39 protein-coding genes are annotated in these 25,101 nt (G+C 68.7%); 3 read left to right on the top strand and 36 right to left on the bottom strand.

Features of this window, described 5'->3' with window-relative positions; translation table 11 throughout:
* Positions 1-56 precede the first annotated feature (56 nt).
* Together rpsI and rplM are read right to left on the bottom strand one after the other, a co-directional pair.
* Entirely contained in the window at positions 57-563 is a 507-nt protein-coding gene (gene rpsI / locus NE235_RS30240) for a 30S ribosomal protein S9 (protein WP_252808900.1), read from the bottom strand.
* A gap of 33 nt (positions 564-596) precedes the next feature.
* The gene (gene rplM, locus NE235_RS30235; protein WP_252808899.1) at positions 597-1,040 is read right to left on the bottom strand and encodes a 50S ribosomal protein L13; all 444 of its coding nucleotides are present in this window, start codon (positions 1,038-1,040) and stop codon (positions 597-599) included.
* 345 nt (positions 1,041-1,385) lie between these two features.
* Here rplM and NE235_RS30230 point away from each other — a divergent pair, with 345 nt between their 5' ends.
* From NE235_RS30230 to NE235_RS30220, 3 genes are all read left to right on the top strand, one after another.
* Entirely contained in the window at positions 1,386-2,066 is a 681-nt protein-coding gene (locus NE235_RS30230; RefSeq protein ID WP_252808887.1) for a CAP domain-containing protein, read from the top strand.
* Between the two features lie 38 nt (positions 2,067-2,104).
* A complete protein-coding gene (locus tag NE235_RS30225; RefSeq protein WP_252808885.1) occupies positions 2,105-3,358 on the top strand; it encodes a hypothetical protein in 1,254 nt (417 codons plus the stop codon).
* 217 nt (positions 3,359-3,575) lie between these two features.
* Positions 3,576-5,105 (top strand): hypothetical protein, encoded by a 1,530-nt coding sequence (locus NE235_RS30220; RefSeq protein ID WP_252808883.1) that lies wholly within the window; start codon positions 3,576-3,578, stop codon positions 5,103-5,105.
* A gap of 50 nt (positions 5,106-5,155) precedes the next feature.
* On the opposite strand, the gene truA is transcribed toward NE235_RS30220, so the two are convergent.
* From truA to tuf, 34 genes are all read right to left on the bottom strand, one after another.
* Complete coding sequence (truA, locus tag NE235_RS30215) at positions 5,156-6,007, bottom strand: tRNA pseudouridine(38-40) synthase TruA (protein ID WP_252808881.1); 852 nt, start codon at positions 6,005-6,007, stop codon at positions 5,156-5,158.
* Between the two features lie 362 nt (positions 6,008-6,369).
* Positions 6,370-6,876, bottom strand: a complete 507-nt coding sequence (gene rplQ, locus NE235_RS30210; protein ID WP_252808878.1) for a 50S ribosomal protein L17 — start codon at positions 6,874-6,876, stop codon at positions 6,370-6,372.
* Positions 6,877-7,002: 126 nt separating this feature from the next.
* Positions 7,003-8,016, bottom strand: a complete 1,014-nt coding sequence (locus NE235_RS30205) for a DNA-directed RNA polymerase subunit alpha (protein WP_252808876.1) — start codon at positions 8,014-8,016, stop codon at positions 7,003-7,005.
* A 94-nt stretch (positions 8,017-8,110) separates the two neighbouring features.
* Positions 8,111-8,740 carry a 30S ribosomal protein S4 gene (gene rpsD, locus NE235_RS30200; protein WP_252780715.1) on the bottom strand — a complete coding sequence of 210 codons (630 nt, stop codon included), beginning with the start codon at positions 8,738-8,740 and terminating at the stop codon, positions 8,111-8,113.
* 17 nt (positions 8,741-8,757) lie between these two features.
* Positions 8,758-9,159, bottom strand: coding sequence for a 30S ribosomal protein S11 (gene rpsK, locus NE235_RS30195; RefSeq protein WP_252780568.1), 402 nt, complete (start codon positions 9,157-9,159; stop codon positions 8,758-8,760).
* A 61-nt stretch (positions 9,160-9,220) separates the two neighbouring features.
* Entirely contained in the window at positions 9,221-9,601 is a 381-nt protein-coding gene (rpsM, locus tag NE235_RS30190; RefSeq protein WP_252780566.1) for a 30S ribosomal protein S13, read from the bottom strand.
* A gap of 164 nt (positions 9,602-9,765) precedes the next feature.
* On the bottom strand, positions 9,766-9,879 hold the full coding sequence (gene rpmJ / locus NE235_RS30185; protein WP_252780562.1) for a 50S ribosomal protein L36: 114 nt from the start codon (positions 9,877-9,879) through the stop codon (positions 9,766-9,768).
* 106 nt (positions 9,880-9,985) lie between these two features.
* Entirely contained in the window at positions 9,986-10,207 is a 222-nt protein-coding gene (gene infA, locus NE235_RS30180; protein ID WP_067912209.1) for a translation initiation factor IF-1, read from the bottom strand.
* 217 nt (positions 10,208-10,424) lie between these two features.
* Positions 10,425-10,862 (bottom strand): DUF1707 domain-containing protein, encoded by a 438-nt coding sequence (locus NE235_RS30175; protein ID WP_252808874.1) that lies wholly within the window; start codon positions 10,860-10,862, stop codon positions 10,425-10,427.
* Between the two features lie 302 nt (positions 10,863-11,164).
* Positions 11,165-11,965 (bottom strand): type I methionyl aminopeptidase, encoded by an 801-nt coding sequence (gene map / locus NE235_RS30170; RefSeq protein WP_252808872.1) that lies wholly within the window; start codon positions 11,963-11,965, stop codon positions 11,165-11,167.
* A 218-nt stretch (positions 11,966-12,183) separates the two neighbouring features.
* Entirely contained in the window at positions 12,184-12,837 is a 654-nt protein-coding gene (locus NE235_RS30165; RefSeq protein WP_252808870.1) for an adenylate kinase, read from the bottom strand.
* A complete protein-coding gene (gene secY, locus NE235_RS30160; RefSeq protein ID WP_252808975.1) occupies positions 12,837-14,138 on the bottom strand; it encodes a preprotein translocase subunit SecY in 1,302 nt (433 codons plus the stop codon). Before secY ends, NE235_RS30165 begins: the two co-directional genes overlap by 1 nt.
* A gap of 157 nt (positions 14,139-14,295) precedes the next feature.
* The gene (gene rplO / locus NE235_RS30155; protein ID WP_252780548.1) at positions 14,296-14,748 is read right to left on the bottom strand and encodes a 50S ribosomal protein L15; all 453 of its coding nucleotides are present in this window, start codon (positions 14,746-14,748) and stop codon (positions 14,296-14,298) included.
* A gap of 1 nt (position 14,749) precedes the next feature.
* Positions 14,750-14,932 carry a 50S ribosomal protein L30 gene (gene rpmD / locus NE235_RS30150; protein WP_252808868.1) on the bottom strand — a complete coding sequence of 61 codons (183 nt, stop codon included), beginning with the start codon at positions 14,930-14,932 and terminating at the stop codon, positions 14,750-14,752.
* Positions 14,929-15,537 carry a 30S ribosomal protein S5 gene (rpsE, locus tag NE235_RS30145; protein WP_252780543.1) on the bottom strand — a complete coding sequence of 203 codons (609 nt, stop codon included), beginning with the start codon at positions 15,535-15,537 and terminating at the stop codon, positions 14,929-14,931. The genes rpmD and rpsE overlap by 4 nt, the downstream gene beginning before the upstream one ends.
* Before the next feature lie 46 nt (positions 15,538-15,583).
* A complete protein-coding gene (gene rplR, locus NE235_RS30140) occupies positions 15,584-15,970 on the bottom strand; it encodes a 50S ribosomal protein L18 (RefSeq protein ID WP_252808865.1) in 387 nt (128 codons plus the stop codon).
* A 2-nt stretch (positions 15,971-15,972) separates the two neighbouring features.
* Positions 15,973-16,509 (bottom strand): 50S ribosomal protein L6, encoded by a 537-nt coding sequence (gene rplF, locus NE235_RS30135; protein ID WP_252808863.1) that lies wholly within the window; start codon positions 16,507-16,509, stop codon positions 15,973-15,975.
* 15 nt (positions 16,510-16,524) lie between these two features.
* Positions 16,525-16,923, bottom strand: a complete 399-nt coding sequence (rpsH, locus tag NE235_RS30130; RefSeq protein WP_252808861.1) for a 30S ribosomal protein S8 — start codon at positions 16,921-16,923, stop codon at positions 16,525-16,527.
* A 110-nt stretch (positions 16,924-17,033) separates the two neighbouring features.
* On the bottom strand, positions 17,034-17,219 hold the full coding sequence (locus NE235_RS30125; RefSeq protein WP_252780511.1) for a type Z 30S ribosomal protein S14: 186 nt from the start codon (positions 17,217-17,219) through the stop codon (positions 17,034-17,036).
* A gap of 1 nt (position 17,220) precedes the next feature.
* Positions 17,221-17,793, bottom strand: coding sequence for a 50S ribosomal protein L5 (gene rplE / locus NE235_RS30120; protein WP_252780508.1), 573 nt, complete (start codon positions 17,791-17,793; stop codon positions 17,221-17,223).
* Positions 17,793-18,107 carry a 50S ribosomal protein L24 gene (gene rplX / locus NE235_RS30115; RefSeq protein ID WP_252808859.1) on the bottom strand — a complete coding sequence of 105 codons (315 nt, stop codon included), beginning with the start codon at positions 18,105-18,107 and terminating at the stop codon, positions 17,793-17,795. Before rplX ends, rplE begins: the two co-directional genes overlap by 1 nt.
* The gene (gene rplN, locus NE235_RS30110) at positions 18,107-18,475 is read right to left on the bottom strand and encodes a 50S ribosomal protein L14 (protein ID WP_252780494.1); all 369 of its coding nucleotides are present in this window, start codon (positions 18,473-18,475) and stop codon (positions 18,107-18,109) included. The genes rplX and rplN overlap by 1 nt, the downstream gene beginning before the upstream one ends.
* A 79-nt stretch (positions 18,476-18,554) precedes the next feature.
* On the bottom strand, positions 18,555-18,827 hold the full coding sequence (gene rpsQ / locus NE235_RS30105) for a 30S ribosomal protein S17 (protein ID WP_252808856.1): 273 nt from the start codon (positions 18,825-18,827) through the stop codon (positions 18,555-18,557).
* The gene (rpmC, locus tag NE235_RS30100) at positions 18,820-19,068 is read right to left on the bottom strand and encodes a 50S ribosomal protein L29 (RefSeq protein ID WP_252808847.1); all 249 of its coding nucleotides are present in this window, start codon (positions 19,066-19,068) and stop codon (positions 18,820-18,822) included. Before rpmC ends, rpsQ begins: the two co-directional genes overlap by 8 nt.
* Positions 19,068-19,487, bottom strand: coding sequence for a 50S ribosomal protein L16 (gene rplP / locus NE235_RS30095; protein ID WP_252808845.1), 420 nt, complete (start codon positions 19,485-19,487; stop codon positions 19,068-19,070). Before rplP ends, rpmC begins: the two co-directional genes overlap by 1 nt.
* Before the next feature lie 7 nt (positions 19,488-19,494).
* A complete protein-coding gene (gene rpsC, locus NE235_RS30090; RefSeq protein ID WP_252808843.1) occupies positions 19,495-20,346 on the bottom strand; it encodes a 30S ribosomal protein S3 in 852 nt (283 codons plus the stop codon).
* Complete coding sequence (gene rplV / locus NE235_RS30085; protein ID WP_252780443.1) at positions 20,346-20,726, bottom strand: 50S ribosomal protein L22; 381 nt, start codon at positions 20,724-20,726, stop codon at positions 20,346-20,348. Before rplV ends, rpsC begins: the two co-directional genes overlap by 1 nt.
* 29 nt (positions 20,727-20,755) lie before the next feature.
* Positions 20,756-21,037, bottom strand: coding sequence for a 30S ribosomal protein S19 (gene rpsS / locus NE235_RS30080; RefSeq protein WP_252780430.1), 282 nt, complete (start codon positions 21,035-21,037; stop codon positions 20,756-20,758).
* Positions 21,038-21,046: 9 nt separating this feature from the next.
* The gene (gene rplB, locus NE235_RS30075; protein WP_252808840.1) at positions 21,047-21,880 is read right to left on the bottom strand and encodes a 50S ribosomal protein L2; all 834 of its coding nucleotides are present in this window, start codon (positions 21,878-21,880) and stop codon (positions 21,047-21,049) included.
* Positions 21,881-21,918: 38 nt separating this feature from the next.
* Entirely contained in the window at positions 21,919-22,218 is a 300-nt protein-coding gene (rplW, locus tag NE235_RS30070) for a 50S ribosomal protein L23 (RefSeq protein WP_252780425.1), read from the bottom strand.
* Positions 22,215-22,826 carry a 50S ribosomal protein L4 gene (gene rplD / locus NE235_RS30065; protein WP_252808838.1) on the bottom strand — a complete coding sequence of 204 codons (612 nt, stop codon included), beginning with the start codon at positions 22,824-22,826 and terminating at the stop codon, positions 22,215-22,217. Before rplD ends, rplW begins: the two co-directional genes overlap by 4 nt.
* Positions 22,827-23,474 carry a 50S ribosomal protein L3 gene (gene rplC, locus NE235_RS30060; RefSeq protein ID WP_252808836.1) on the bottom strand — a complete coding sequence of 216 codons (648 nt, stop codon included), beginning with the start codon at positions 23,472-23,474 and terminating at the stop codon, positions 22,827-22,829. It lies immediately after the preceding gene.
* 14 nt (positions 23,475-23,488) lie between these two features.
* Positions 23,489-23,797, bottom strand: a complete 309-nt coding sequence (gene rpsJ / locus NE235_RS30055) for a 30S ribosomal protein S10 (RefSeq protein ID WP_141956729.1) — start codon at positions 23,795-23,797, stop codon at positions 23,489-23,491.
* A 101-nt stretch (positions 23,798-23,898) separates the two neighbouring features.
* Positions 23,899-25,092, bottom strand: a complete 1,194-nt coding sequence (gene tuf / locus NE235_RS30050) for an elongation factor Tu (RefSeq protein WP_252808834.1) — start codon at positions 25,090-25,092, stop codon at positions 23,899-23,901.
* Positions 25,093-25,101: the final 9 nt, after the last annotated feature.

Below are 25,101 nucleotides of genomic sequence, written 5' to 3'. Positions count from 1 at the left end.
CTGTCCACGGGCCGGGGCCGCCACGTGGGCGGAGCCGGGCCGGTGGACAGGCGCGATCAACGCTTGCTGTACTGCGGAGCCTTACGGGCCTTCTTGAGGCCGTACTTCTTCCGCTCCTTGGCCCGCGCGTCACGGGTGAGGAAGCCGGCCTTCTTCAGCGGCGGGCGGTTGTCGGGGTCGACCAGCTGCAGGGCGCGCGCGATACCGAGGCGCAGCGCACCGGCCTGGCCGGTCACGCCGCCGCCGCCCACGCGGGCGATGACGTCGAACTGGTCCTCCAGGCCCAGCGTCACGAACGGCTCGTTCACGACCTGCTGGTGGACCTTGTTGGGGAAGTACGTGTCCAGGGAGCGACCGTTGATCGTCCACTTCCCGGAACCCGGGACGATGCGGACGCGCGCGATGGCCTCCTTGCGGCGGCCGGTGCCGGCGGCCGGACCGGTCAGCACCGGGCGCGGAGATTCGTCGACGACGGCCTCCGGGGACTCGGTGGTGTAGTCCCCCACGTACTCTTCGAACTCGGCGCCCTCAACGGACGTCTCGACACCGGTGGGCTCGGCCACGGTACTCCTCAGGATCTCTTTCGATTCCGCGCGTTACTGCGCGATCTGCTTGATGTCGTAGGGCACCGGCTGCTGCGCCTGGTGCGGGTGGTCAGGGCCGGCGTAGACCTTCACCTTGCTGAACATCTTGCGGCCCAGCGTGTTCTTCGGAAGCATGCCCTTGATCGCCTTTTCCACGGCGCGCTCGGGGTTCTTCTTCATCAGGTCGGAGTAGGCGACGGACCGCAGACCACCCGGGTAGCCGGAGTGGCGGTAGGCCTTCTTCTGCTCGAGCTTCTTGCCCGAGAGCGCCACCTTGTCGGCGTTGATGATGATGACGAAGTCACCCGTGTCGAGGTGTGGGGCGTAGATCGGCTTGTGCTTACCCCGAAGCAGCGTCGCGACCTGGCTGGCCAGCCTACCCAGCACGACATCGGTCGCGTCGATGACGTGCCACTGACGCTGGACGTCAGCAGGCTTAGGGGTGTAGGTGCGCACGGTCGTAAGCCTTCGTTTCGTGTCTGACAACAGAGATGGGTCCGCCGGACGGCCTTGCCGCCGCAGGCCCGGTGGGTCGAGCGACCCGCTGACGGGCACGCTGACGCACACAACGAACTAGCAGAATACCGGTCCACACGCCAACGGGCAAAGCGAGCGTCCGGGACCGTCCTCCATCGTCACGACGCGACGCTCGTACGGCTGTCCTCTTGGACACCCTATACCGGGAACTATCGGTGAACGCCGGACTTGACCGGCTTCGTGGGCCTATAGTGCTGGTCCTCCGCAGCCCCCCGGGAGGATCCCCTGTCCGCGAAGCGCGTCAAACGCCGCGTCCAGGCATTCGTGCTGCTGGCCATCGCGGTCTTCGTCTCCGGCGGCATCGCCGCCCGATCGCTCTGGAGTGCCGCGCAGCAGCACTCGCCCTCGCCCGCCAGCACGCCCGCGCGCGACGTCGCCGTCTTCCCCAGCCCCGAGGGATCGGCCGTCCGTCCCTCCGCCGGCACAAGCCCGTCGGCCCGCCCGTCCAAGCCGGCCCACCGGTCCAAGAGCCCGGCGCCGAAGCGGAAGAAGCCCAAGCACAGCGCCACTCCTCGCGCCACCCGCTCCACGGCGTCCGCCACGCCGTCGAAGGGCACGAGCAAGGCGGCCGCGGCGGAGAGCGCCGTCGTGCGTCTCACCAACGTCCAGCGGGCCGCGCACGGCTGCACCGCCCTGCGCGTCGACACCCGGCTGCGGACGGCGGCGCGCCTGCATTCGGCGGACATGCGTGACCGGAATTACTTCGACCACAATTCGCGGGACGGGCGGACGCCGTGGGACCGCATCAAGGCGGCCGGTTACACGACCCCTGGCGCGGAGAACATCGCGAAGGGCTACGCGACCCCGGAGGCCGTCGTACAAGGCTGGATGAACAGCCCCGGGCACCGCGCGAACATCCTGAACTGCAGCTTGAAGGCCGTCGGAATCGGCGTCGCCTATGGCTCCGGTGGACCCTGGTGGACCCAGGACTTCGGCTTTAAGTAACCACCTGAACACGCATATGAGCAGGTAGGGTCGCCTTCATGGCTTTTCCGGGTGATAAACAGCAACCCGGCGGCTGGGGACCTCCGCAGCCGCCGCAGTCGCCGTACGGCCCGGCCGAGGACCAGGCCTCCCACGGCGGTTCACTGTTCGAACGCGCGCAGGGCCCCGGCCCGTCCAATGACGCGGACCCCGCCGATCCGTACGGCGGCACGAGCTCCTTCGACGCGTACGCCGCCGAGGAGCCGGGCGGCTACGGGCCGGAGACGCGCTCCCTCGGCCGGGACGCCGCAGGCGGCTACGGCACCGGATCCGGCGGTCCCGCGGGGATCCCGTTCGGCGACGCGGGCCGGTACGACGCCCCGGGCGGTTACCCCCCTTCGGGCGGCTACGACGCCCCGAGTGGTTACGACGGGCCCGGCGGCTACAACGCCTCGGGCGGTTACGACGGCGGACCCGGTGGACCCGGCGGGCCGGGCCGGTACGGCGACGTGCCGGGTTCGGGCGGCCAGGACGCACTCGCGTTCTCTCCCGGCGGCGACGAGCCCTCGGGCGGCGGCAGGAAGAAGCCTCTGGTCATCGGCGCCGCCGTCGCCGCGAGTGTCGTCGTCATCGGCGGCGGAGCGGCGTTCGCGCTCTCCTCGGGCGGTGACGATCCGAAGCCGAAGCCGAGCGCGGCGGCCTCCAAGCCCGCCGCCGCGCCGCCGCAGACCCCGACCGCCAACCCGACGCCCACGCCGACCGAGACCGGCAAGGGCCTGCAGCTCGCCTCGCGGACCACGGACCCGAAGCCGCTCACCGTGTCCGAGGTGTTCAAGAACCGAAGGTTCAAGGCCGGCGGGCGCACCTATGTGCTGACCACGCGCCGCTCGGACACCAAGTGCGCGAACGGCGTACACGGCACGACCTTCCGCAAGGCCCTCGTCAAGGCGAAGTGCACGCAGGTGCTGCGGGCGACGTACAGCAACGGCAAGTTCGTCGGCACCATCGGCATCGTCAACCTCAAGACGGACAGTGCGGCCAGGGCCGCGCAGCGGGCGTCCCGCCCGAAGGACGCGTACGTCCTGCCGCTGCCGGGCGCGGGGACCACCAGCAAGATCGGCAAGGGCCTCTCGCTGACGACCGCGGATCCCGAGGGCCACTACCTCATCATGAGCTGGGTGCAGTACCCGAACGGCAAGAAGATCGCGAGAAGTGACTACGCCGGTGTGACCGCATTCGTGCACAATGCGACAATCGGCAGCAATCTGCGACCAGCCCTGAACTACCGGTCAATGGTCGGCAAACCCGCATAATAGACACCGCTCGTCAATACTCTAGTGACCCATGTCTGGCCGTGACGAGACATTCGTACCGTCCGTAACGGAAGGGTCGGAGCCTCCGCCGCAACCGGCACCACCCGGTCGCCGCGTGCCGGCCGAGAACCCCCTCGCGACCCCCCAGGCCGCCGATGCGTCACCGGGCGGCCCGGCCCGTCCCGGGCCGCCCCCGACACCCGACGCCGAGGAGAGCATGACCCCGCCACCCCAGCGTCCCGGATCGCCCGCGCCCGGCGCGGACACCCGGACGACGGTCCCGCTGCAGCGCCCGACGGCCGCGACGCCCTCGGACCTCCCCTCCGACCAGCAGGCCGGCCCCAGCGCGGCGGGCACGTCTCCGCAACGCCCCACGGACGCCTCTCAGCACCCCTACGCCGCTCCCGGCCCCGAGTCCACGCCGGCCCCCGGACCCGGTCCGGGGAACCCGGCCGGCCCGGTCGGCCTGCCGGGCCCGGCTGACCTGCCCGGTCCGGCCTCCGCGTCCGGCCCGGCCTCCGCGTCCGGCCCAGGCGCCGCGTCCGGCCCGGCCCCGGCCCCGGCCACCGCTCCCACGCCAGGCGCCCCGGGCGCTCCGGCGCACGGCCCGGTGGCGGACGCCGCCGGCACGCCGCACGGCCCAGGCGGCGGCCCGGCGACGCCCGACCCCGGCCTGCCCCGGAGCGCCGCCGAGAAGACCGTGACGGACGTCCTGGACCCGGAGACGGGCCAGGCACTGCCCGTACCGCTCCGGTCGGAGCCGCGGCCGTCGGCGGCGGAGAACACCCTTCCGCCGCTCACCCCCGACGCGATCCTCCCTCCGGGCACGATTCCCGAGAGCCCGGCCGATCCGGAGCCGGAGCCGGAGATGGACGGCACGCGGCCCACTCCCCGGATCGAGTCCGGCGAGCCCGGCCCGTACCCCGGTCGCCCCGGTGGTCCGCGTGGTCCGCGCGGGTCCGGCCGGGCCTGGCGCGGTGCGGCGGGCGCGGCCGGAAGCCGCGGGGCGCTCCTCATCGGCGCCGGCGCGCTGGCCGCGCTGGTACTCGGCGGCGGCGGCGTCATCGCCTACACCACGGTGTCCGACGACGCGCCCAAGGAGCACGCGGCGGCCGCCCCGCCGCCGACCCGCGCCCCCCAGCCACCGGCGACGCCCGCCCCGGCCTCACCGACGCCCAGCCCCTCGTCGGCGAAGCCGAAGCCCAAGCCCAAGCCGACGCCCATCGACATCAGGGACGAAAAGAAGGATCCCAAGCGCCTCAGCGTCACCGAGGTGTTCCCCGACCCCACGCTGAAGATCGCGGGGCACTCGTTCATCCGGATGAAGACCGTCCCGAACGACCACTGCGACCTGACCGCCAACGGCTCCTTCAGCGAGGAGCTGACCCGCCAGCACTGCCGCCAGGTCGTACGGGCGACGTTCGTCTCGGACGACAAGAAGCTGGCGGTCACGACGGGCATCGCGGCGATGCCCACGGACGCCGCCGCGGCCGCCGCGATGAAGGCCCAGGACACCGCGCACTACGACAAGTGGTTCCGCGGAATGAAGGCCGGCGGCGCTCCCAAGATCGACCAGGCTGGCGGCTGGGCGGTGATCACGCAGCGCGGCCGGTACATCATCTACGCCTACGCGATGTACGCCGACGCGCACAAGTTCAAGCCGGGCGACAAGACGCTCAAAGACGTTGCGAACGGCTTCCGTGACGACACCGAGAAGCCGATCGAGGTTCGCGCGAAGGACCGGTGACCGGGCGACGCGCGTCCCGCTCCGCCAGGGGCCGGGACGCGCGTCCCACGTCAGCCGGCCTGGCGTTCCTCCGGTGCGGTCGCGCCGAGGACCCGGACCCGGCGCGTCTCCTGAGCGCGGCTGGCCAGCAACCCGGCCTCCGGGTACGTGACCTCCTCCAGCGTCAGGCCGTGCGGCGGGAGAACCTGGACCGCCGAGTCACGAACGCCCGCGGACAGGACCTCGGCGGGCCACTCGACCGGGCGCCGCCGGTCCCCGACCGACAGCAGCGCACCGACGATGGCGCGCACCATCGAATGGCAGAAGGCGTCCGCCACGACCGTCGCGACGGCGACGTCGGCCGACTCGCGTTCCCAGTCGTACCGCAGCAGCCGCCGGATCGTCGTCGCGCCCTCGCGCCTGCGGCAGTACGCGGCGAAGTCGTTCTCGCCGAGCAGCAGTGCGCTGGCGGCGTTCATCCGGTCAAGGTCGAGAGGCCGGGGGTGCCAGAGCACCTCGTGGCGGCGCATCGGGTCGACGCCCACCGGGTTGTCGCAGACCCGGTACGCGTAGCGCCGCGACAGCGCGGAGAACCGCGCGTCGAAGCCATCGGGCGCCTGCTCGATCCGCCAGATCCGCACGTCGGGCGGGAGGACCCCGGCCATCCGGCGCGGCAGCGTGCCGCCCACCTGGGAGTAGGCCGCCACGGGCAGCACGACGTGCGCGACCTGGCCGCGCGCGTGCACCCCGGCGTCCGTACGGCCCGCGACCGTGAGGACCGGCGGCGGGTCCAGTCGCAGCACCCGACCCAGCGCGTCCTCGATGACACCCTGGACGGTACGCCGCCCCGGCTGCCGCGCCCAGCCCGCGAAACCCGACCCGTCGTAGGCGAGGTCGAGCCGGAGTCGTACGAGAGCGGTCATCGGGCTCGCGGCGCGTCGTTCTCGGCCGTCATGCCGAACGCGGAACGCCGCCTCCCCCCTTCTGTTACCGTGAGCGGGCCGGTGACGACGCGGCGGAGTCGCATCCCGGCGGGCCCTGCGGGCGCGCCGGGCCCCGCGGTCGTCGGACGGGGCCGCAGACGGCGAACCACCGGCTTCTCCTTCGCTGAAGAGCGGACGTTCCGCGAGGGGTGAAACGTCGCCGAACGGATCGACGGCTCCCGCCTGCCGGCGGCCATCGCCGCAGCCATACCGGAACCGGCGGCCGAGCTCGTCGATACAAGTCTTTCAAACAACGAGCCCGCCGCCCGTGGGGGCGCGGCGGGCTTTGTTGTAAACGTTGCCTACTTCTTCTCGTCGGCCTCGGTGTCGTCCGCCGCGGCCTCCTCGGCCGGAGCCTCGGTCGCCGGGGTCTCCTCGGCCTCCTCGGCGGCGGGCGCCGGGGCCTCCGTGGCCGGAGCGGCCGTCGCCTGAGTCGTCACCGCGGACGGCGCGGCCTCCTCGACCAACTCGATCAGCGCCATGGGGGCGTTGTCGCCCTTACGCGGGCCGAGCTTGGTGATCCGGGTGTAGCCACCCGGGCGGTTCTCGAACCGCGGGCCGATCTCGGTGAAGAGCGTGTGGACGACGCCCTTGTCCCGCACGACGGTGAGGACCTGGCGCCGCGCGGCGAGGTCACCGCGCTTGGCCTTGGTGATCAGCTTCTCCGCCAGCGGGCGCAGCCGCCGGGCCTTGGCCTCGGTCGTCGTGATGCGGCCGTGCTCGAACAGCGCCGTGGCGAGGTTCGCCAGGATGATGCGCTGGTGCGACGGGCTGCCGCCGAGACGAGGGCCCTTGGTGGGCGTGGGCATGGATCCCTCTCCTTGTTTCAACCCGCACCGGCCGTACGAGGTACCGGTGTCGGTCCGGCGAGGCCGTTGCCCCGCCGAGTGTCGGTGACCGGGGGCGGCCCGCAGGCCACCCCCGATCATCAGGTTTTAGTACTGCTCGGTCTCGGCGTAGCTCTGGTCCTCGTCGCCGTAGGCGTCCGCCGCCGCCGTCGGGTCGAACCCGGGCGGGGAGTCCTTCAGCGTGAGGCCCATGTCGTTGAGCTTCTGCTTGACCTCTTCGATCGACTTGGCGCCGAAGTTGCGGATGTCGAGCAGGTCCTGCTCGCTGCGGGCCACGAGCTCACCCACGGTGTGGATGCCCTCGCGCTTGAGGCAGTTGTAGGACCGGACCGTGAGGTTGAGCTCCTCGATCGGCAGCGCCAGGTCCGCCGCGAGCGCGGCGTCCGTCGGGGACGGGCCCATGTCGATGCCCTCGGCCTCGACGTTGAGCTCCCGGGCCAGGCCGAACAGCTCGACCAGGGTCTTGCCGGCGCTGGCCACCGCGTCGCGCGGCAGCATCGCGGGCTTGGTCTCGACGTCCACGATCAGCCGGTCGAAGTCGGTGCGCTGCTCGACACGCGTCGCCTCGACCTTGTAGGTGACCTTCATGACCGGGGAGTAGATCGAGTCGATCGGAATCCGGCCGATCTCCTGACCCGGCTGCTTGTTCTGCGCGGCGGAGACGTAACCCCGGCCGCGCTCGACGGTGAGCTCCATCTCCAGCTTCGCCTTGTTGTTCAGCGTGGCGATGTGAAGCTCGGGGTTGTGCACCTCGACACCGGCCGGTGGCGCGATGTCGGCGGCGGTGACCTCACCGGGGCCCTGCTTGCGGAGGTACATCACGACCGGCTCGTCGTGCTCGGAGGAGACGACGAGCTCCTTGAGGTTCAGGATGATGTCGGTGACATCCTCCTTGACACCCGGGATCGTGGAGAACTCGTGCAGCACGCCCTCGATCCGGATGCTCGTGACGGCGGCACCCGGGATGGAGGACAGGAGCGTACGGCGGAGCGAGTTGCCGATGGTGTAGCCGAAGCCCGGCTCCAGCGGCTCGATCGTGAACCGTGACCGGAACTCGTCGACCTGCTCCTCGGTGAGAGTCGGTCGCTGGGCGATGAGCATTTCTTACTTCCTTCCCGCGGCGCCCGCTATATGACTGCCGCGATCTCGCACTGCGGGGCGCACGCCATGAGACGTGCGCCCGCACGAGTGGACGTCAGCGCTTGGCGTACCACTCGACGATGAGCTGCTCCTGGACCGGCGCGTCGATGTGCTGCCGGACCGGGAGGGAGTGCACGAGGATGCGCATCCGGTCGGGGACGACCTCGAGCCACGCCGGGACCCGGCTGTCGCCGGCCTCGGCACGCGCGACCACGAAGGGGGTGTCCTCGAGGGACTTCTGGCGCACCTCGATGATGTCGCGCTCGCTGACGCGGTACGACGGGATGTCGACCTTCTTGCCGTTGACCAGGAAGTGGCCGTGCTTGACCAGCTGCCGGGCCATGTCGCGGCTCTTGGCGAAGCCGGCGCGGTAGACCACGTTGTCGAGGCGGCGCTCGAGCAGGCTCAGCAGGTTGTCACCCGTCTTGCCCGTCCGGCGGTTCGCCTCCTTGTAGTAGTTGACGAACTGGGCCTCGAGGACGCCGTAGATGCGGCGGGCCTTCTGCTTCTCCCGGAGCTGGAGCATGTGCTCGCTCTCCTTGGGACGGCCGCGACCGTGCTCACCCGGCGGGTACGGGCGGATCTCGATCGGGCACTTCGGGCCCTCGCACTTGCTGCCCTTGAGGAACAGCTTCATCTTCTCGCGGCGGCACAGCTTGCAGTCGGCGCCGGTGTATCGAGCCATCTCTCTTCTTCCCTAACTCAGACGCGGCGGCGCTTCGGCGGACGGCAGCCGTTGTGCGGCACCGGGGTGACGTCCTGGATGGAACCGACCTCGAGGCCGGTCGCCTGCAGCGACCGGATCGCGGTCTCGCGGCCCGAACCCGGGCCCTTCACGAAGACGTCGACCTTGCGCATGCCGTGCTCCATGGCGCGGCGGGCGGCGGCCTCGGCGGCCATCTGAGCGGCGAACGGCGTCGACTTACGCGAGCCCTTGAAGCCCACGTGGCCGGCGCTGGCCCAGGAGATCACGGCGCCCACGGGGTCCGTGATCGTGACGATCGTGTTGTTGAACGTGCTCTTGATGTGGGCGTGCCCGTGAGCGACGTTCTTCTTTTCCTTCCGGCGCACCTTCTTGGCGCCGGCGCGGCTCTTTGGCGGCATCTGCTCTCAAGTCTCCTGGAGGTCGTCGATCCGTCGGCCCCGTGCGAGGGGCCGAGGACTACTACTTCTTGCCGGCCTTCTTCTTGCCGGCGACGGTCTTCTTCTTGCCCTTGCGCGTACGCGCGTTGGTCTGCGTCCGCTGACCGTGCACCGGCAGGCCCCGGCGGTGCCGGATGCCCTGGTAGCAGCCGATCTCGATCTTGCGACGGATGTCGGCCTGGATCTCGCGGCGCAGGTCGCCCTCGATCCGGTAGTTGGCCTCGATCCAGTCACGGAGCTGGATCAGCTCGTCGTCACCGAGCTCGTGGACCCGACGGTCGCCGGAGATCCCGGTTTCCTTCAGCGTCTCGAGGGCGCGGGTACGGCCGATGCCGAAGATGTAGGTGAGAGCGACCTCAAGGCGCTTGTCGCGCGGGAGGTCGACGCCGAGGAGGCGTGCCATCTCGGGCAGTTCCCTTCTGTTTCACGGAGGTCTGCGCCCCGCACCCCCACCCCTGCCCGGGTGGGGCCCCGGCCTCCGACCGGGGGTCGCTCCTCAACGGAGCCGCGGAACGTCGGAATGAGCGCGACCGCGCCAGGTCACCCGTGGCGCGGTCTGTTCAGTTGTCAGCCCTGACGCTGCTTGTGGCGCGGGTCATCGCAGATGACCATGACCCGGCCGTGCCGCCGGATGATGCGGCACTTGCTGCAGATCTTCTTGACGCTCGGCTTGACCTTCACTGGGTCTCCTCGTGCAGGGTCACCCCCGCGCTGCCGAGCCGCAGGTGAGCAGGCACAAGCCGCTCACCAACCGACTATACGCGGGGAAGGCAACCCCAGTGGGTGGTTACTTGTATCGGTAGACGATCCGACCGCGCGTGAGGTCGTAGGGGCTCAGCTCCACGACGACGCGGTCATCCGGCAGGATTCGGATGTAGTGCATCCGCATCTTGCCGCTGATGTGGGCGAGCACCTTGTGCCCGTTGTCGAGCTCCACCCGGAACATGGCGTTCGGGAGAGATTCGACGACGGTGCCCTCGATTTCGATGGCCCCTTCTTTTTTGGGCATGTCCTCCGCGCTTCGCTGATCGGTTCGTCAGGAGAACGGCCACCGTGGGACACCAGCGCACCCCAGAGGGTACGCGGACATGAGCCAACACGGGACCGACAAAAGAGTGTACGTCACACCGGCACGAAATTCGAAATCGACCTCTGGACCCCGTGTCGGAGACCTCGCTCCTCCTCCCCCAACCCGGGCGGAGCAAGATTCATTCCACTGGCTTCGCTCAGCGGCGTTCGTCGTGCGAACCGAAGAGCCGACCTGCCAGCAGCAGCGCGCCCCACGGGCCGGCCACCCAGATCCACCAGGGGTACCAGGAGCCCGAGGTCACGGCGGTCAGCAGCCAGATGACGATGCACACCAGGTTGACCGAGCCGTAGGACATCCAGCCCGCGCGCATTCCCCTCCGGTACACCTCGCCCGACGGACGGCGGGCCGGCATCGAGCGGCGCGACGCCGGCACCGGAAGCTCGTACATGTCCTCTTCGGGGAGATCGCTCGTGACCTTCTGCAGATCGCCCAGCGTCCGGGCGCGGTAGGCGAGGTCGAGGCGCTCGTTCAGCTCGTCGACGGCGATGCGGCCCTGAGCACAGTGCTCCCGCAGGGCCGCCGCCACCCGATCACGATCAGCGTCGGAGGCACGGATCTCGGGATTGAACACCATCGTCGATCCTCTCCCTCAGGAACCCCCAGATTCCATAATCCAGAGGCTACGCCGCCCGGCGCCGCTTTCCACGACCGCCGGCCCGGCGGATCCCGCCGACCGCGCACCGTACGGCGGGGCACACCGCGAACCTCGCCGTCGCAGCACAGCACGTCTCCGGCGTCGCCATCGCCGTACGAAACCCGCCGACTCGGCCGAACGCGCGACCACCACGACGACGACCGCCTCCGACGACGGCGAGGCGACTGAAGCGACCGTCGCCCCATCGGCGGCGAGGTGGTCGCGACCGGTCGTGCGGACGCTCAGGCGCCCTTGAGACGGGCGCCGCCGTCGAGGGCGGTGAGCACCCACGGGCCGTCCTCGGTGACGGCGAAGGTGTGCTCGAAGTGCGCCGAACGGCGGCCGTCACCGGTGATGACGGTCCACTCGTCGTCGAGCAGGAGGGTCTCCGCCGTACCCAGGTTCACCATCGGCTCGACCGCGAAGCACATGCCGGGCACCAGGACCGGCCCGCGGCCCGGCAACCCGTAGTTGGGCACCGCCGGGTCCATGTGCATCTCCGTGCCGATGCCGTGGCCGACGTACTCCTCGACGATGCCGTACTCGCCCTGGCCGCGGACGTAGGACTCGATCGCGTGGCCGATGTCGCTGAGCCGAGCGCCGGCCTTCCCGGCCGCCAGCCCCCGCCACATCGACTCCTCACAGACCTCCAGGAGCCTGCGTTCGTCCGGCGTGATCTCACCGACCGGTACCGTCACCGCCGAGTCACCGTGCCAGCCGTCGACGATCGCGCCGCAGTCGATCGAGATGACGTCGCCCTCGGCGAGCACCTTCGACGGGCTCGGGATCCCGTGCACGATCTCCTCGTTGACCGAGGTGCAGATGCAGGCCGGGAACCCCTGATAGCCCTTGAACGACGGCGTCGCGCCCTCGGAACGGATCGACTCCTCGGCGATCGCGTCGAGGTCCGCCGTCGTGATACCGGGCTTGACCGCCTCGGTGAGCCGCTGGAGCGTACGGCCGACGACCAGACCGGCCTCCCGCATCACGTCCAGTTCGCCGCGCGTCTTGATCTGAATGGCCGGCTTACGCTTCTTCCACACTCTTATGCTCCGCAGATAGATCCGGACGCGCCGGAAGTGGTTCCGGCACGCCTCGCCACCGCGGGACTCGCTGCCGCGCTCGTTCGCACACTCACTCGGCGGCCGGCTCGTACTTCACCGGCCACCTGTTGACGGCCGGCCCCTATCGGGGACCCACCCCCAACCGGGTGCTCGCTCGTCGGCTTCGCGTGGCACCCACTGCCGATGCTCGGCCTCGGTCAGTCGGTGAAGGGGCGTAGTGCGGCGAGTGCCCGCTCGGTGACCTCTTCGACGGGCCCTGTCGCGTCAATGCCGACCAGAATGCCCTCATCGGCGTAGAACGACACGAGGGGGGCGGTCTGTTCCTGGTAGACCTCCAGGCGGTGCCTGATGGTCTCCTCGCGGTCGTCGTCCCGCTGGAACAGCTCGCCACCGCAGACGTCGCAGACGCCCTCCTTGGACGGCGGGTCGAACGCCACGTGCCAGATCTTTCCGCACTTACGGCAGGTCCGGCGCCCGGACAGCCGGCGTACGACCTCGTCGTCGTCGACCACGAGCTCGAGGACGAGGTCCAGCCGCAGGTCCATCTCGGCGAGGATCTTCTTGAGCGTCTCCGCCTGCGGAACGTTGCGCGGGAAGCCGTCGAGCAGGAAGCCCTCCTGCGCGTCGTCTTCGGCCAGCCGGTCACGCACCATCGCGATGGTGACCTCGTCGGGGACGAGGTCACCGCGGTCCATGTACTCCTTGGCCTTGCGGCCGAGGGGCGTGTTGCCACTCACGTTGGCGCGGAAGATGTCACCTGTCGAAATCTTCGGGACCGACAGGTGCGATGAAATGAACTGGGCCTGAGTCCCCTTGCCCGCTCCCGGGGGGCCCACGAGCACGATTCGCACTACCGCAGGAAACCCTCGTAGTTACGCTGCTGAAGTTGGCTCTCGATCTGCTTCACCGTGTCCAGCCCGACGCCGACCATGATCAGGATGCTGGTGCCGCCGAACGGGAAGTTCTGGCTCGCTCCGATGATGCCGAACGCCACCATCGGGACCAGCGCGATGAGTCCGAGGTACAGCGCGCCGGGAGCGGTGATCCGCGTGAGCACGTAGTCGAGGTACTCGGCGGTCGGCCGCCCCGGGCGAATACCCGGAATGAACCCACCGTACTTCTTCATGTTGTCCGCGACCTCGGTCGGGTTGAACGTGATCGCAACGTAGAAGTAGGTGAAGAAGATGATCAGCAGGAAGTACAGGGCCATGTAAATCGGGTGATCGCCCTTGACCAGATACTTGCTGATGAACGTCGCCACCGGGTTCGAGCTGTGCCACATCTGCACGATCAGCGATGGGAGGTACAGCAGCGACGAGGCGAAGATGACCGGGATGACGCCGGCCTGGTTCACCTTGAGCGGGATGTAGGTCGAGGTGCCGCCGTACATCCGGCGGCCGACCATCCGCTTGGCGTACTGCACCGGGATGCGGCGCTGGGCCTGCTCGACGAAGACCACGCCGGCGACGATCGCGATGCCCACGATGAGGACGATCGCGAAGACGAAGCCGCCCTTGGTCTTGTAGATGTTCCAGAACTCGGACGGGAAGACCGCCACGACCTGGGTGAAGATCAGGATCGACATGCCGTTACCGACGCCGCGGTCGGTGACCAGCTCGCCGAGCCACATGATCACCGAGGTGCCCGCCGTGATGGTGACGACCATCGTGACGATCGTGAACCAGCTCTTGTTCCAGAGCAGGTCCTCGGTGCAGCCCTGCAACAGGTTGCCGGTGCTCGCCATGGCGACGATGCCGGTGCCCTGGAGGATCGCGAGGCCGATCGTCAGGTAACGGGTGTACTGCGTGATCTTCGTCGTCCCCGCCTGGCCCTCCTTACGGAGCGCCTCCAGGCGTGGGATCACCACGGTGAGCAGCTGAAGGATGATGCTCGCCGTGATGTAGGGCATGATGCCCAGTGCGAAGATCGAAAGCTTCAGCAGCGCGCCGCCGCTGAACAGGTTGACCAGCCCATAGACGTTGGCGTTGGCCCCCTTGCTCACGACGTCCACACATCGGTGCACGGCGCCGGTGTTCACGCCCGGTGCCGGCAGCTGAGAGCCCAGCCGGAACACCGCGATGATGAACAGCGTGAAGAGAAGCTTCTTGCGCAGGTCGGGTGTTCGAAACGCCCGAGTGAACGCGGTCAGCACCATTCCTCCTGCGCGGTTTCCGGCCGGTGGCCGCTCACGGGCCTCGGTCGATCCTCAAGTTGCGGCGACAGTCTCGCCGGTCGAACTCTAACAGCCCGTGCGGGGATTGCCGCCCCCGCCACCGCAAGGCGGGGGCGAATCCCACAAGGGCTTTGACTCACAGCTCTTCGGCCGTGCCTCCGGCACCAGTGATCTTCTCCTTGGCGGAACCGGAGAAGGCGTGCGCCTTGACCTGAACCGTTACGGAGATGTCACCGGTACCGAGCACCTTGACCAGGCGTCCGGCGCGCACGGCACCCTTCGCCGCAAGGCTCTCCGGCGTGACCTCGCCGCCCTCCGGGAAGAGCTCGGCGATCTTGGCCACGTTCACGACCTGGTACTCGACCCGGAACGGGTTCTTGAAACCTTTCAGCTTCGGAACCCGGCGGATCAGCGGCATCTGGCCGCCCTCGAAGCCGGTCGGCACGGTGGTACGGGCCTTCGTGCCCTTCGTGCCACGCCCGGCGGTCTTGCCCTTGGACGCCTCGCCACGGCCCTTGCGGGTCTTGGCCTTGTGGGCGCCCGGAGCCGGCCGCAGGTGGTGCGGCCGCAGCGGGGTTTCCGCGCCCATGTCAGTCGACCTCCTCGACGGTCACGAGGTGGCGAACGACGTTGATCATCCCGAGCACCTCGGGCCGGTCCTCGCGGACGACGCTGTCGCCGATCCGCCGGAGCCCGAGCGTGCGCAGGGTGTCACGCTGGTTCTGCTTGCCACCGATCTTGGACTTCACCTGCGTGATCTTCAGGTTCGTCACGATGCCACCTCCTGCCGAGGCTCGCTGCCCGCAGCGCGGGCGCGGAGCATCGCGGCCGGGGCGACGTCCTCGATCGGCAGACCCCGCTTGGCCGCGATCTCCTCGGGCCGGTTGAGCTGCTTGAGGGCCGCCACCGTCGCGTGGACGATGTTGATCGCGTTGGACGAGCCGAGCGACTTCGACAGGACGTCGTGGATGCCCGCGCACTCCAGGACCGCGCGCACCGGGCCACCCGCGATCACACCGGTACCGGGGCTGGCCGGCTTGAGCATGACGACGCCCGCGGCCTCCTCACCCTGAGTGGTGTGCGGGATGGTGCCCTGGATCCGCGGCACCTTGAAGAAGTGCTTCTTGGCCTCCTCGACGCCCTTGGCGATCGCCGCGGGCACCTCCTTGGCCTTGCCGTAACCGACCCCCACGGTGCCGTTGCCGTCGCCCACGACGACCAGCGCCGTGAAGCTGAAGCGCCGGCCGCCCTTGACGACCTTAGCGACCCGGTTGATCGCTACGACGCGCTCGATGTACGACTGTCCCTTGTCGGCGCCACCGCGGCGGTCATCACGCCGGTCGCGCCGCTCGCCGCCGCCACGACGTGGTGCTGCCATTAGTGGTTCCTCTTCTCGTGCGTCATCAGATGCGATTGACGGGCCATCAGAACTCCAGCCCGCCCTCTCGGGCGCCGTCCGCCAGGGCCGCGATGCGGCCGTGGTACCGGTGCCCGGCGCGGTCGAAGACCACCGCGCTGATGCCCGCCTCGCGCGCCCGCTCGGCGAGGAGCTCGCCGACCTTGCGCGCCTTGGCGGTCTTGTCGCCCTCGGCCGTACGGAGCGTGGGGTCCAGCGTGGACGCCGACGCCAGCGTGTGACCGGCCAGGTCGTCGATGATCTGCGCGAACATGTGCTTGGTCGAACGCGTCACGACCAGGCGCGGCCGCTGCGGCGTGCCCTGGACCTTCTTGCGGACGCGCAGGTGCCGGCGGGTCCGCGACGCGGCGCGCGACGCGGTCCGCTTGCGGACCTGAGTCTTGCTCGCAGCCATGTCTACTTACCAGCCTTTCCGACCTTGCGGCGGATCTGCTCACCCTGGTACCGCACGCCCTTGCCCTTGTACGGGTCGGGCTTACGCAGCTTGCGGATGTTCGCGGCGACCTCGCCGACCTTCTGCTTGTCGATGCCCTCGATCACGAACTGGGTCGGCCGCTCGACACGGAAGGTGATGCCCGCGGGGGGCTCGACCGTGATCGGGTGGCTGTAGCCGAGCGAGAACTCGAGGTTGCTGCCCTTGGCCTGAACGCGGTAGCCGACGCCGACGATCTCCATCGTCTTGCTGTAGCCCTGCGTCACGCCGATGACCATGTTGTTGATCAGCGACCGGGTGAGGCCGTGCAGAGCACGGACCGGGCCCTCGTCGCTGGGGCGACCGACCTTGACCTCGCCGCCCTCCTGGACGACCTCGATCGGCCGGGCCACCGTGTGCTTCAGCTCGCCCTTGGGGCCCTTGACCGTGACCTCCTGGCCGTCGACCGTGATGTCGACGCCGCTGGGGACGGGAATGGGCAGACGTCCAATACGCGACATGCTTGTCTCCCTCCCCTACCACACGTAGGCGAGGACTTCCCCGCCCACACCGTGCTTGCCGGCCTGCTTGTCGGTCATCAGGCCGGAGGACGTCGAGATGATCGCGACGCCGAGACCACCGAGGACCTTCGGCAGGTTGTCCTTCTTCGCGTAGACCCGCAGGCCCGGCTTGGACACCCGCTTGAGTCCGGCGATCGAACGCTCACGGCTCGGGCCGAACTTGAGGTCGATCACGAGCTTCTTGCCGACCTCGGCGTCCTCCACGCTCCAACCCGAGATGTAACCCTCCTGCTGGAGGATCTCGGCGATGTGCGCCTTGATCTTCGAGTACGGCATGGCCACGGTGTCGTGGTATGCCGAATTCGCGTTCCGCAGACGCGTCAACATGTCTGCGATCGGGTCGGTCATCGTCATGGCCTACTGGCCCTCCTCGCCGCGGTTTCCGCCCATCGCGGACCTACGACGTGGTCGTGGGCGCCTTGTCTTCAGGCGCCCGGTCGGTCATTTATCGAAAAGCCGGTGGGTTACCAGCTGGACTTGGTGATGCCGGGCAGCTCGCCGCGGTGCGCCATCTCCCGGAAGCAGATCCGGCACAGGCCGAACTTGCGGAAGACGGCACGCGGACGCCCGCACCGCGAGCACCGAGTGTAGGCGCGCACGGCGTGCTTGGGCTTCCGGTTCGCCTTGGCGATCAGAGCCTTCTTCGCCATCTCAGTTCTCCTTGAACGGGAAGCCCAGGTGCCGCAGGAGCGCCCGGCCCTCGTCGTCGGTGGTCGCGGTGGTCACGATCGTGATGTCCATGCCACGCTGGCGGTCGACCTTGTCGGGGTCGATCTCGTGGAACATCACCTGCTCGGTGAGTCCGAACGTGTAGTTGCCGTTGCCGTCGAAGTGCTTCGGCGACAGGCCGCGGAAGTCGCGGATCCGGGGCAGCGCCAGCGACAGCAGCCGGTCGAGGAACTCCCACATGCGGTCGCCGCGCAGCGTCACGTGCGCGCCGATCGGCATGCCCTCGCGCAGCTTGAACTGCGCGATGGACTTCTTCGCCCGGGCGACGGCCGGCTTCTGGCCGGTGATGGTCGTCAGGTCGCGCACCGCGCCCTCGATGAGCTTCGAGTCGCGGGCGGCGTCACCGACGCCCATGTTGACCTTGACCTTGGTCACGCCGGGGATCTGCATGACGTTGGCGTAGCCGAACTCGTCCTGCAGCTTCTTCGCGATCTCCTCGCGGTAGCGCTGCTTGAGCCGCGGCTGCGGAACCTGCGTAGTCGTGTCGGCGGTCATCAGATTTCCTTACCGGTACGGCGCGAGATGCGGACCTTCGTGCCGTCTTCGTTGATGCGGTAGCCGACGCGAGTGCGCTTGCCGTTCTCCAGCAGCATCACCTTGCTGACGTGGATCGGCCCCTCCTTGGTGACGACCCCGCCTTCCTTGGCGCCGCGCGGGCCCTGGTTCGTCTCCTTGGAGTGGCGCTTCACCATGTTCACGCCCTCGACGACCACGCGCTCGCGCTTGGGGTCGGCCACGATGACCTTGCCGGTCGCGCCCTTGTCCTTGCCGGCGATGACGACGACCTCGTCGCCCTTCTTGATCTTCATCAGAGCACCTCCGGCGCCAGCGAGATGATGCGCATGAACCGCTTCTCGCGCAGCTCCCGGCCGACCGGGCCGAAGATACGCGTGCCGCGAGGGTCGCCGCCGTCCTTGATCAGAACGGCCGCGTTCTCGTCGAAGCGGATGTAGGAGCCGTCGGGACGGCCCCGCTCCTTGCGGGTGCGTACGACGACGGCCTTAACGACATCACCCTTCTTGACGCCGGCACCGGGAAGGGCGTCCTTCACGGTGGCGACGATGATGTCACCGATGCCCGCATAGCGCCGACCCGAGCCGCCGAGAACGCGGATGCACAGAATCTCCTTGGCACCCGTGTTGTCGGCGACCTTGAGTCGCGACTCCTGCTGGATCACGTCAACTCCTGTATTTCACGCCGGTTCTCGTTACGAGCCTGGCGGATTCGATCCTCAGTCGCTTGGCGGCGACTGCCAGTTACTTGGCCTTCTCAAGGATCTCCACGACGCGCCACCGCTTGGTGGCGGACATCGGCCGGGTCTCCATGAGACGAACCCGGTCGCCTACGCCACAGGCGTTGCCCTCGTCGTGCGCCTTGTACTTCGTGGTACGGCGGATGATCTTGCCGTACAGCGGGTGCTTGACGCGGTCCTCGACGGCGACGACGACGGTCTTGTCCATCTTGTCGCTGACCACGAGACCCTCACGGATCTTGCGGTACGGCCGCGTCTCGGTGTTCTGCTCACTCATCGGTGGACTCCTCCGCGGGCTCCTCGGCGTACTCGACGATGCCGAGCTCACGCTCCCGCATCACGGTGTAAATGCGGGCGATCTCCCGCTTCACTTCCCGAAGCCGTCCGTGAGTCTCGAGCTGGCCCGTCGCCGCCTGGAAGCGGAGGTTGAACAGCTCCTCCTTCGCCTCCTTGAGCTTGGTGACGAGCTCAGCCTCGGGCTGGGTCCGCAGATCGTCAGCGGTAAGGCCCTTGGCCATCACGCCTCACCCACTTCACGCTTTACGAACTTGCACTTCATCGGGAGCTTGTGCATCGCGCGGCGGAGCGCCTCGCGAGCCAGCGGCTCGGGGACACCCGCCAGCTCGAACATCACGCGTCCGGGCTTGACGTTGGCGATCCACCACTCCGGCGAACCCTTACCGGAACCCATCCGGGTCTCGGCCGGCTTCTTGGTCAGCGGACGGTCGGGGTAGATGTTGATCCACACCTTTCCGCCACGCTTGATGTGCCGGGTCATGGCGATACGAGCGGCCTCGATCTGCCGGTTCGTCACGTACGCACCCTCGATGGCCTGGATGCCGTACTCACCGAACGTGACCTTCGTCCCGCCCTTGGCCATACCACGCCGCTTCGGGTGGTGCTGCTTGCGGTGCTTGACCCTGCGAGGGATCAGCATGGGTTATTCAGCTCCCCTCACCCGTGCTCGACGGCGCGGCCGCCTCGGTGGACTGCTGCTGCTCGGCTCCGGCCGACGCGGGCGCCTGCTGCTGCCGGCCGCCGCGGTCGCCGCCGCGGTCGCCGCCGCGCTCGCCGCGACGGCCACCGCCGCCACCGCGACGCTGCGGCCGCTCGCGCCGACCGCCACCGGCGGCGCGCTCCTTGGCCTGCTGCGCCTCGCGCTCGGCGCGGCTCGTCGGGGCCTCGCCCTTGTAGATCCAGACCTTCACGCCGATCCGGCCGAAGGTGGTGCGGGCCTCGTAGAACCCGTAGTCGATGTCGGCGCGGAGCGTGTGCAGGGGCACCTGGCCCTCGCGGTAGAACTCCGAGCGCGACATCTCGGCGCCGCCGAGGCGGCCGCCGCACTGGACCTTGATGCCCTTGGCGCCGCTCTTCATGGCGCTCTGGATGGCCTTGCGCATCGCACGGCGGAACGCGACCCGGCTGGACAGCTGCTCCGCGACGCCCTGGGCGACGAGCTGCGCGTCGACCTCAGGGTTCTTCACCTCGAGGATGTTCAGCTGGACCTGCTTGCCGGTCAGCTTCTCGAGGTCACCGCGGATGCGGTCGGCCTCCGCGCCCCGCCGGCCGATGACGATGCCGGGACGGGCGGTGTGGATGTCGACGCGGACGCGGTCACGGGTGCGCTCGATCTCGACCTTGGAGATGCCGGCGCGGTCCATGCCGCGGGTCAGCATCCGGCGGATCGCCACGTCTTCCTTGACGTAGTCCTTGTACAGCTTGTCGGCGTACCACCGGCTCTTGAAGTCGGTGGTGATGCCCAACCGGAACCCGTGCGGGTTGATCTTCTGCCCCACTAGCGGGTCCTCCTCGTCTTCTTACGCCCGTTGGACTTCTCGCCCTCGGGACGCGACTCGACCACGACCGTGATGTGGCTCGTCCGCTTGTTGATGCGGTACGCGCGCCCCATCGACCGCGGGCGGAAACGCTTCAGCGTCGGTCCCTCGTCGACCCACGCGCGGCTCACCCAGAGGGTGTCGACCTCGAGCTGGTTGTTGTGCTCGGCGTTGGCGATGGCGCTCGAGAGCACCTTGTACACCGGCTCGCTCGCAGCCTGAGGGGCGAACCGCAGCACCGCCTGAGCCTCCGTGGCCGGCAGGCCACGGATGAGGTCCACCACGCGGCGGGCCTTTCTGGGCGTGACGCGGGCGTACCGCGCCTGGGCCCTGGCTTCCATCGCTGTTTCCTCGCTCTCAGTACTTCCGGTCAGCCGCGTCGGCTGCGACGGTCTTCCTTGATGTGGCCCTTGAACGTCCGCGTCGGGGCGAACTCCCCGAGCTTGTGACCGATCATGGCCTCGGTGACGAACACCGGAACGTGCTTGCGACCGTCGTGCACGGCGATCGTGTGACCGAGCATGTCGGGCACGATCATGGAACGCCGCGACCACGTCTTGATGACGTTCTTGGTGCCCTTCTCGTTCTGTACGTCCACCTTCTTCATGAGGTGGTCGTCCACGAAAGGGCCCTTCTTAAGGCTACGTGGCATCGTGGGCTCCTACCGCTTCTTCTTGCTACGACGACGGACGATGAGCCGGTCGGACGGCTTGTTCGCCTTCCGGGTGCGACCCTCGGGCTTGCCCCAGGGGCTCGACGGGTGACGACCACCGGACGTCTTGCCCTCACCACCACCGTGCGGGTGGTCGATCGGGTTCATCGCCACACCGCGGACGGTCGGGCGCTTGCCCTTCCAGCGCATACGGCCGGCCTTGCCCCAGTTGATGTTCGACTGCTCGGAGTTGCCGACCTCACCGACGGTGGCGCGGCAGCGAACGTCGACCATGCGCATTTCGCCGGAGGGCATGCGCAGCGTGGCGTACTTGCCCTCCTTGGCCAGGAGCTGGGCGCCGGAGCCGGCCGACCGGGCCAGCTTCGCGCCGCCGCCCGGCCGCAGCTCGATCGCGTGCACGACCGTACCGGTCGGGATGTTGCGCAGCGGCAGGCAGTTGCCCGGCTTGATGTCGGCGCCCGCGCCGTTCTCGATCGCGTCGCCCTGCTTCACACCGGTCGGGCAGAGGATGTAGCGCTTCTCCCCGTCGGCGTAGTGCAGCAGCGCGATCCGCGCGGTGCGGTTCGGGTCGTACTCGATGTGCGCGACCTTCGCCGGAACGCCGTCCTTGTCGGCGCGCCGGAAGTCGATGACGCGGTACGCCCGCTTGTGGCCGCCACCCTGATGCCGGGTGGTGATGCGGCCGTGTGCGTTACGGCCGCCCTTCTTCGGGAGCGGACGCACGAGCGACTTCTCGGGCTCGGTCCGGGTGACCTCGACGAAGTCGGCCACGCTCGAACCGCGACGCCCGGGAGTCGTCGGCTTGTACTTACGGATGCCCATCTTTTTCGTTCATCCCTTGTCTGCTTCGACTTTCCCGGTCAGCTGACCGGGCCGCCGAAGATGTCGATCCGCTCACCGTCGGCCAGGCTCACGATGGCCCGCTTGGTGTCCTTGCGCTTGCCGTAACCGAACCGGGTGCGCTTGCGCTTGCCCTGCCGGTTGATGGTGTTCACGCCCGTCACCTTGACCCCGAAGACGGCCTCGACGGCCTGCCGGATCTGGGTCTTGTTGGCGTCGGTGCGGACCTCGAACGTGTACTTGTTCTCATCGAGCAGCCCGTAGCTCTTCTCGGAGATCACGGGCGCGATGAGGATGTCGCGCGGGTCGGCGATCTTCACTGCGCGCTCTCCTTCCCGCTCACACGGCCCACGAACGCCTGGTACGCGGCCTCGGTGAACACCACGTCGTCGCTGCAGAGCACGTCGTAGGTGTTGAGCTGGTCCTCGACGATCACGTGGACCTCGGGCACGTTGCGCAGGCTCTTCCAGGTGAGCTCGTCCTCGCGGTCGAGCACCAGGAGGACCTTCTCCGCCTGGGTGACCTCGCGCAGCGCGGTCAGCGCCGACTTGGTCTTCGGCGTGTCGCCCTCGATCAGGTTCGACACCACGTGCACGCGGCCGTACCGGGCGCGGTCCGACAGCGCGCCGCGCAGCGCGGCCGCCTTCATCTTCTTCGGCGTCTTCTGCTCGTACGAGCGCGGCTGCGGGCCGTGGACGGTGCCACCGCCGGCGAACTGCGGCGCACGGGTGGAACCCTGACGGGCGCGGCCGGTGCCCTTCTGGCGGTAAGGCTTCTTGCCACCGCCGGAGACCTCGCCCCGGGTCTTGGTCTTGTGCGTGCCCTGGCGGGCCGCGGCCAGCTGCGCCACGACCACCTGGTGGATCAGCGGCACGTTGACCTTGGCCTCGAAGATCTCCGGGGCCAGCTCGACGTCCAGCTTGCTCACTTACTTCGCCCCCTTCGCGGCGGTGCGAACCAGGACGAGGCCGCCGTTCGGACCGGGAACCGCGCCCTTGATCAGCAGCAGGTTCTTCTCGGTGTCGATGGCGTGCACGGTGAGGTTCTGGACGGTGATGCGGGCGTTGCCGTGCCGACCGGCCATGCGCAGGCCCTTGAACACGCGACCCGGGGTGGCGCATCCGCCGATCGAACCCGGCGAGCGGTGCTTGCGCTGGGTACCGTGCGAGGCGCCGAGGCCCTTGAAGCCGTGGCGCTTCATGACACCCGCGGTGCCCTTGCCCTTGCTGCGGCCGGTGACGTCGATCCGCTGACCGGCCTCGAAGACCTCAACGGTGACTTCCTGGCCGAGCTCGTACTCGGTGGCGTCGTCGGTGCGCAGCTCGACGAGGTGACGGCGCGGCGTGACGCCGGCCTTCTCGAAGTGCCCGGTGAGGGGCTTGTTCACCTTGCGCGGGTCGATCTGCCCGTAGCCGAGCTGGACGGCGGAGTAGCCGTCGTTCTCGGGGGTGCGGACCCGGGTGACGACGCACGGCCCGGCCTGGACGACGGTCACCGGGACGACCCGGCCCTCATCGTCGAAAACCTGGGTCATGCCGAGCTTCTCGCCCAGGACGCCCTTTCTCTGCTTACTCATCTCTCGATGCGTCCTTAGAGCTTGATCTCGATGTCGACGCCGGCCGGCAGGTCGAGCCGCATGAGCGAGTCGACCGTCTTGGGCGTCGGATCGATGATGTCGATCAGGCGCTTGTGCGTGCGCATCTCAAAGTGCTCGCGGCTGTCCTTGTACTTGTGCGGCGAGCGGATGACGCAGTACACGTTCTTCTCGGTCGGCAGCGGCACCGGGCCGGCGACCTTCGCGCCCGTGCGCGTCACCGTCTCGACGATCTTGCGCGCCGAAGTGTCGATGACCTCGTGGTCGTAGGCCTTGAGCCGGATGCGGATCTTCTGTCCCGCCATGGTGGCCTCGGTGTCCTTTACTTCCTAGTGCCGCTGGGTCTTCTCTTCGTGACTCGGCGGCCGGGCTCGATCTGGCGAGCCCGGCCGCCGTCGCACGGGTACTACTTGATGATCTTGGTCACTCGACCGGCACCGACGGTGCGGCCGCCCTCGCGGATCGCGAAGCGGAGGCCTTCCTCCATCGCGATCGGCTGGATGAGCTCGACGCGCATCTCGGTGTTGTCGCCCGGCATGACCATCTCGGTGCCCTCGGGCAGGTGCACGACGCCGGTCACGTCCGTGGTCCGGAAGTAGAACTGCGGACGGTAGTTGTTGAAGAACGGCGTGTGGCGGCCACCCTCGTCCTTGGACAGGATGTAGACCTGAGCCTCGAACTCGGTGTGCGGAGTGTTGGTGCCCGGCTTGATGACACACTGACCGCGCTCGACGTCCTCGCGCTTGATGCCGCGGAGGAGCAGACCCACGTTGTCGCCGGCCTGGCCCTCGTCGAGCAGCTTGCGGAACATCTCGACGCCCGTGACCGTGGTGGTGGTCGCGGTGTCCTTGATGCCGATGATGTCGACCGTCTCGTTGACGTGGACGACGCCACGCTCGATGCGGCCGGTGACCACGGTGCCGCGGCCGGTGATCGAGAAGACGTCCTCGATCGGCATGAGGAACGGCTTGTCCGTCTCACGCTGCGGCTCGGGGATGTTCTCGTCGCAGGCGTCCATGAGCTCGGCGATCTTGGCGCCCCACTCCGCGTCGCCCTCGAGCGCCTTCAGCGCCGAGACGCGCACGACCGGAACGTCGTCGCCCGGGAACTCGTACTCGGACAGCAGCTCGCGGACCTCCAGCTCGACGAGCTCGAGGATCTCCTCGTCGTCGACCATGTCGGCCTTGTTGAGGGCCACGACGATGTACGGAACGCCGACCTGACGCGCCAGGAGCACGTGCTCCTTGGTCTGCGGCATCGGGCCGTCGGTCGCCGCCACCACCAGGATCGCGCCGTCCATCTGCGCGGCACCGGTGATCATGTTCTTGATGTAGTCGGCGTGACCCGGGCAGTCGACGTGCGCGTAGTGGCGCTTCTCCGTCTGGTACTCGACGTGGGCGATCGAGATCGTGATGCCCCGCTCGCGCTCCTCCGGCGCCTTGTCGATGTCCTCGAACGGCGTGAAGGGGTTGAGGTCGGGGTACTTGTCGTGGAGCACCTTGGTAATCGCCGCGGTAAGCGTGGTCTTACCGTGGTCGATGTGTCCAATGGTGCCGATGTTTACGTGCGGCTTCGTCCGCTCGAACTTGGCCTTGGCCACCGGTGTCTC

The organism is Actinoallomurus spadix (assembly GCF_024055725.1).
Taxonomy (GTDB): Bacteria; Actinomycetota; Actinomycetes; order Streptosporangiales; family Streptosporangiaceae; genus Actinoallomurus; species Actinoallomurus spadix.
This window is presented reverse-complemented; position numbering and strand designations above follow the sequence as displayed.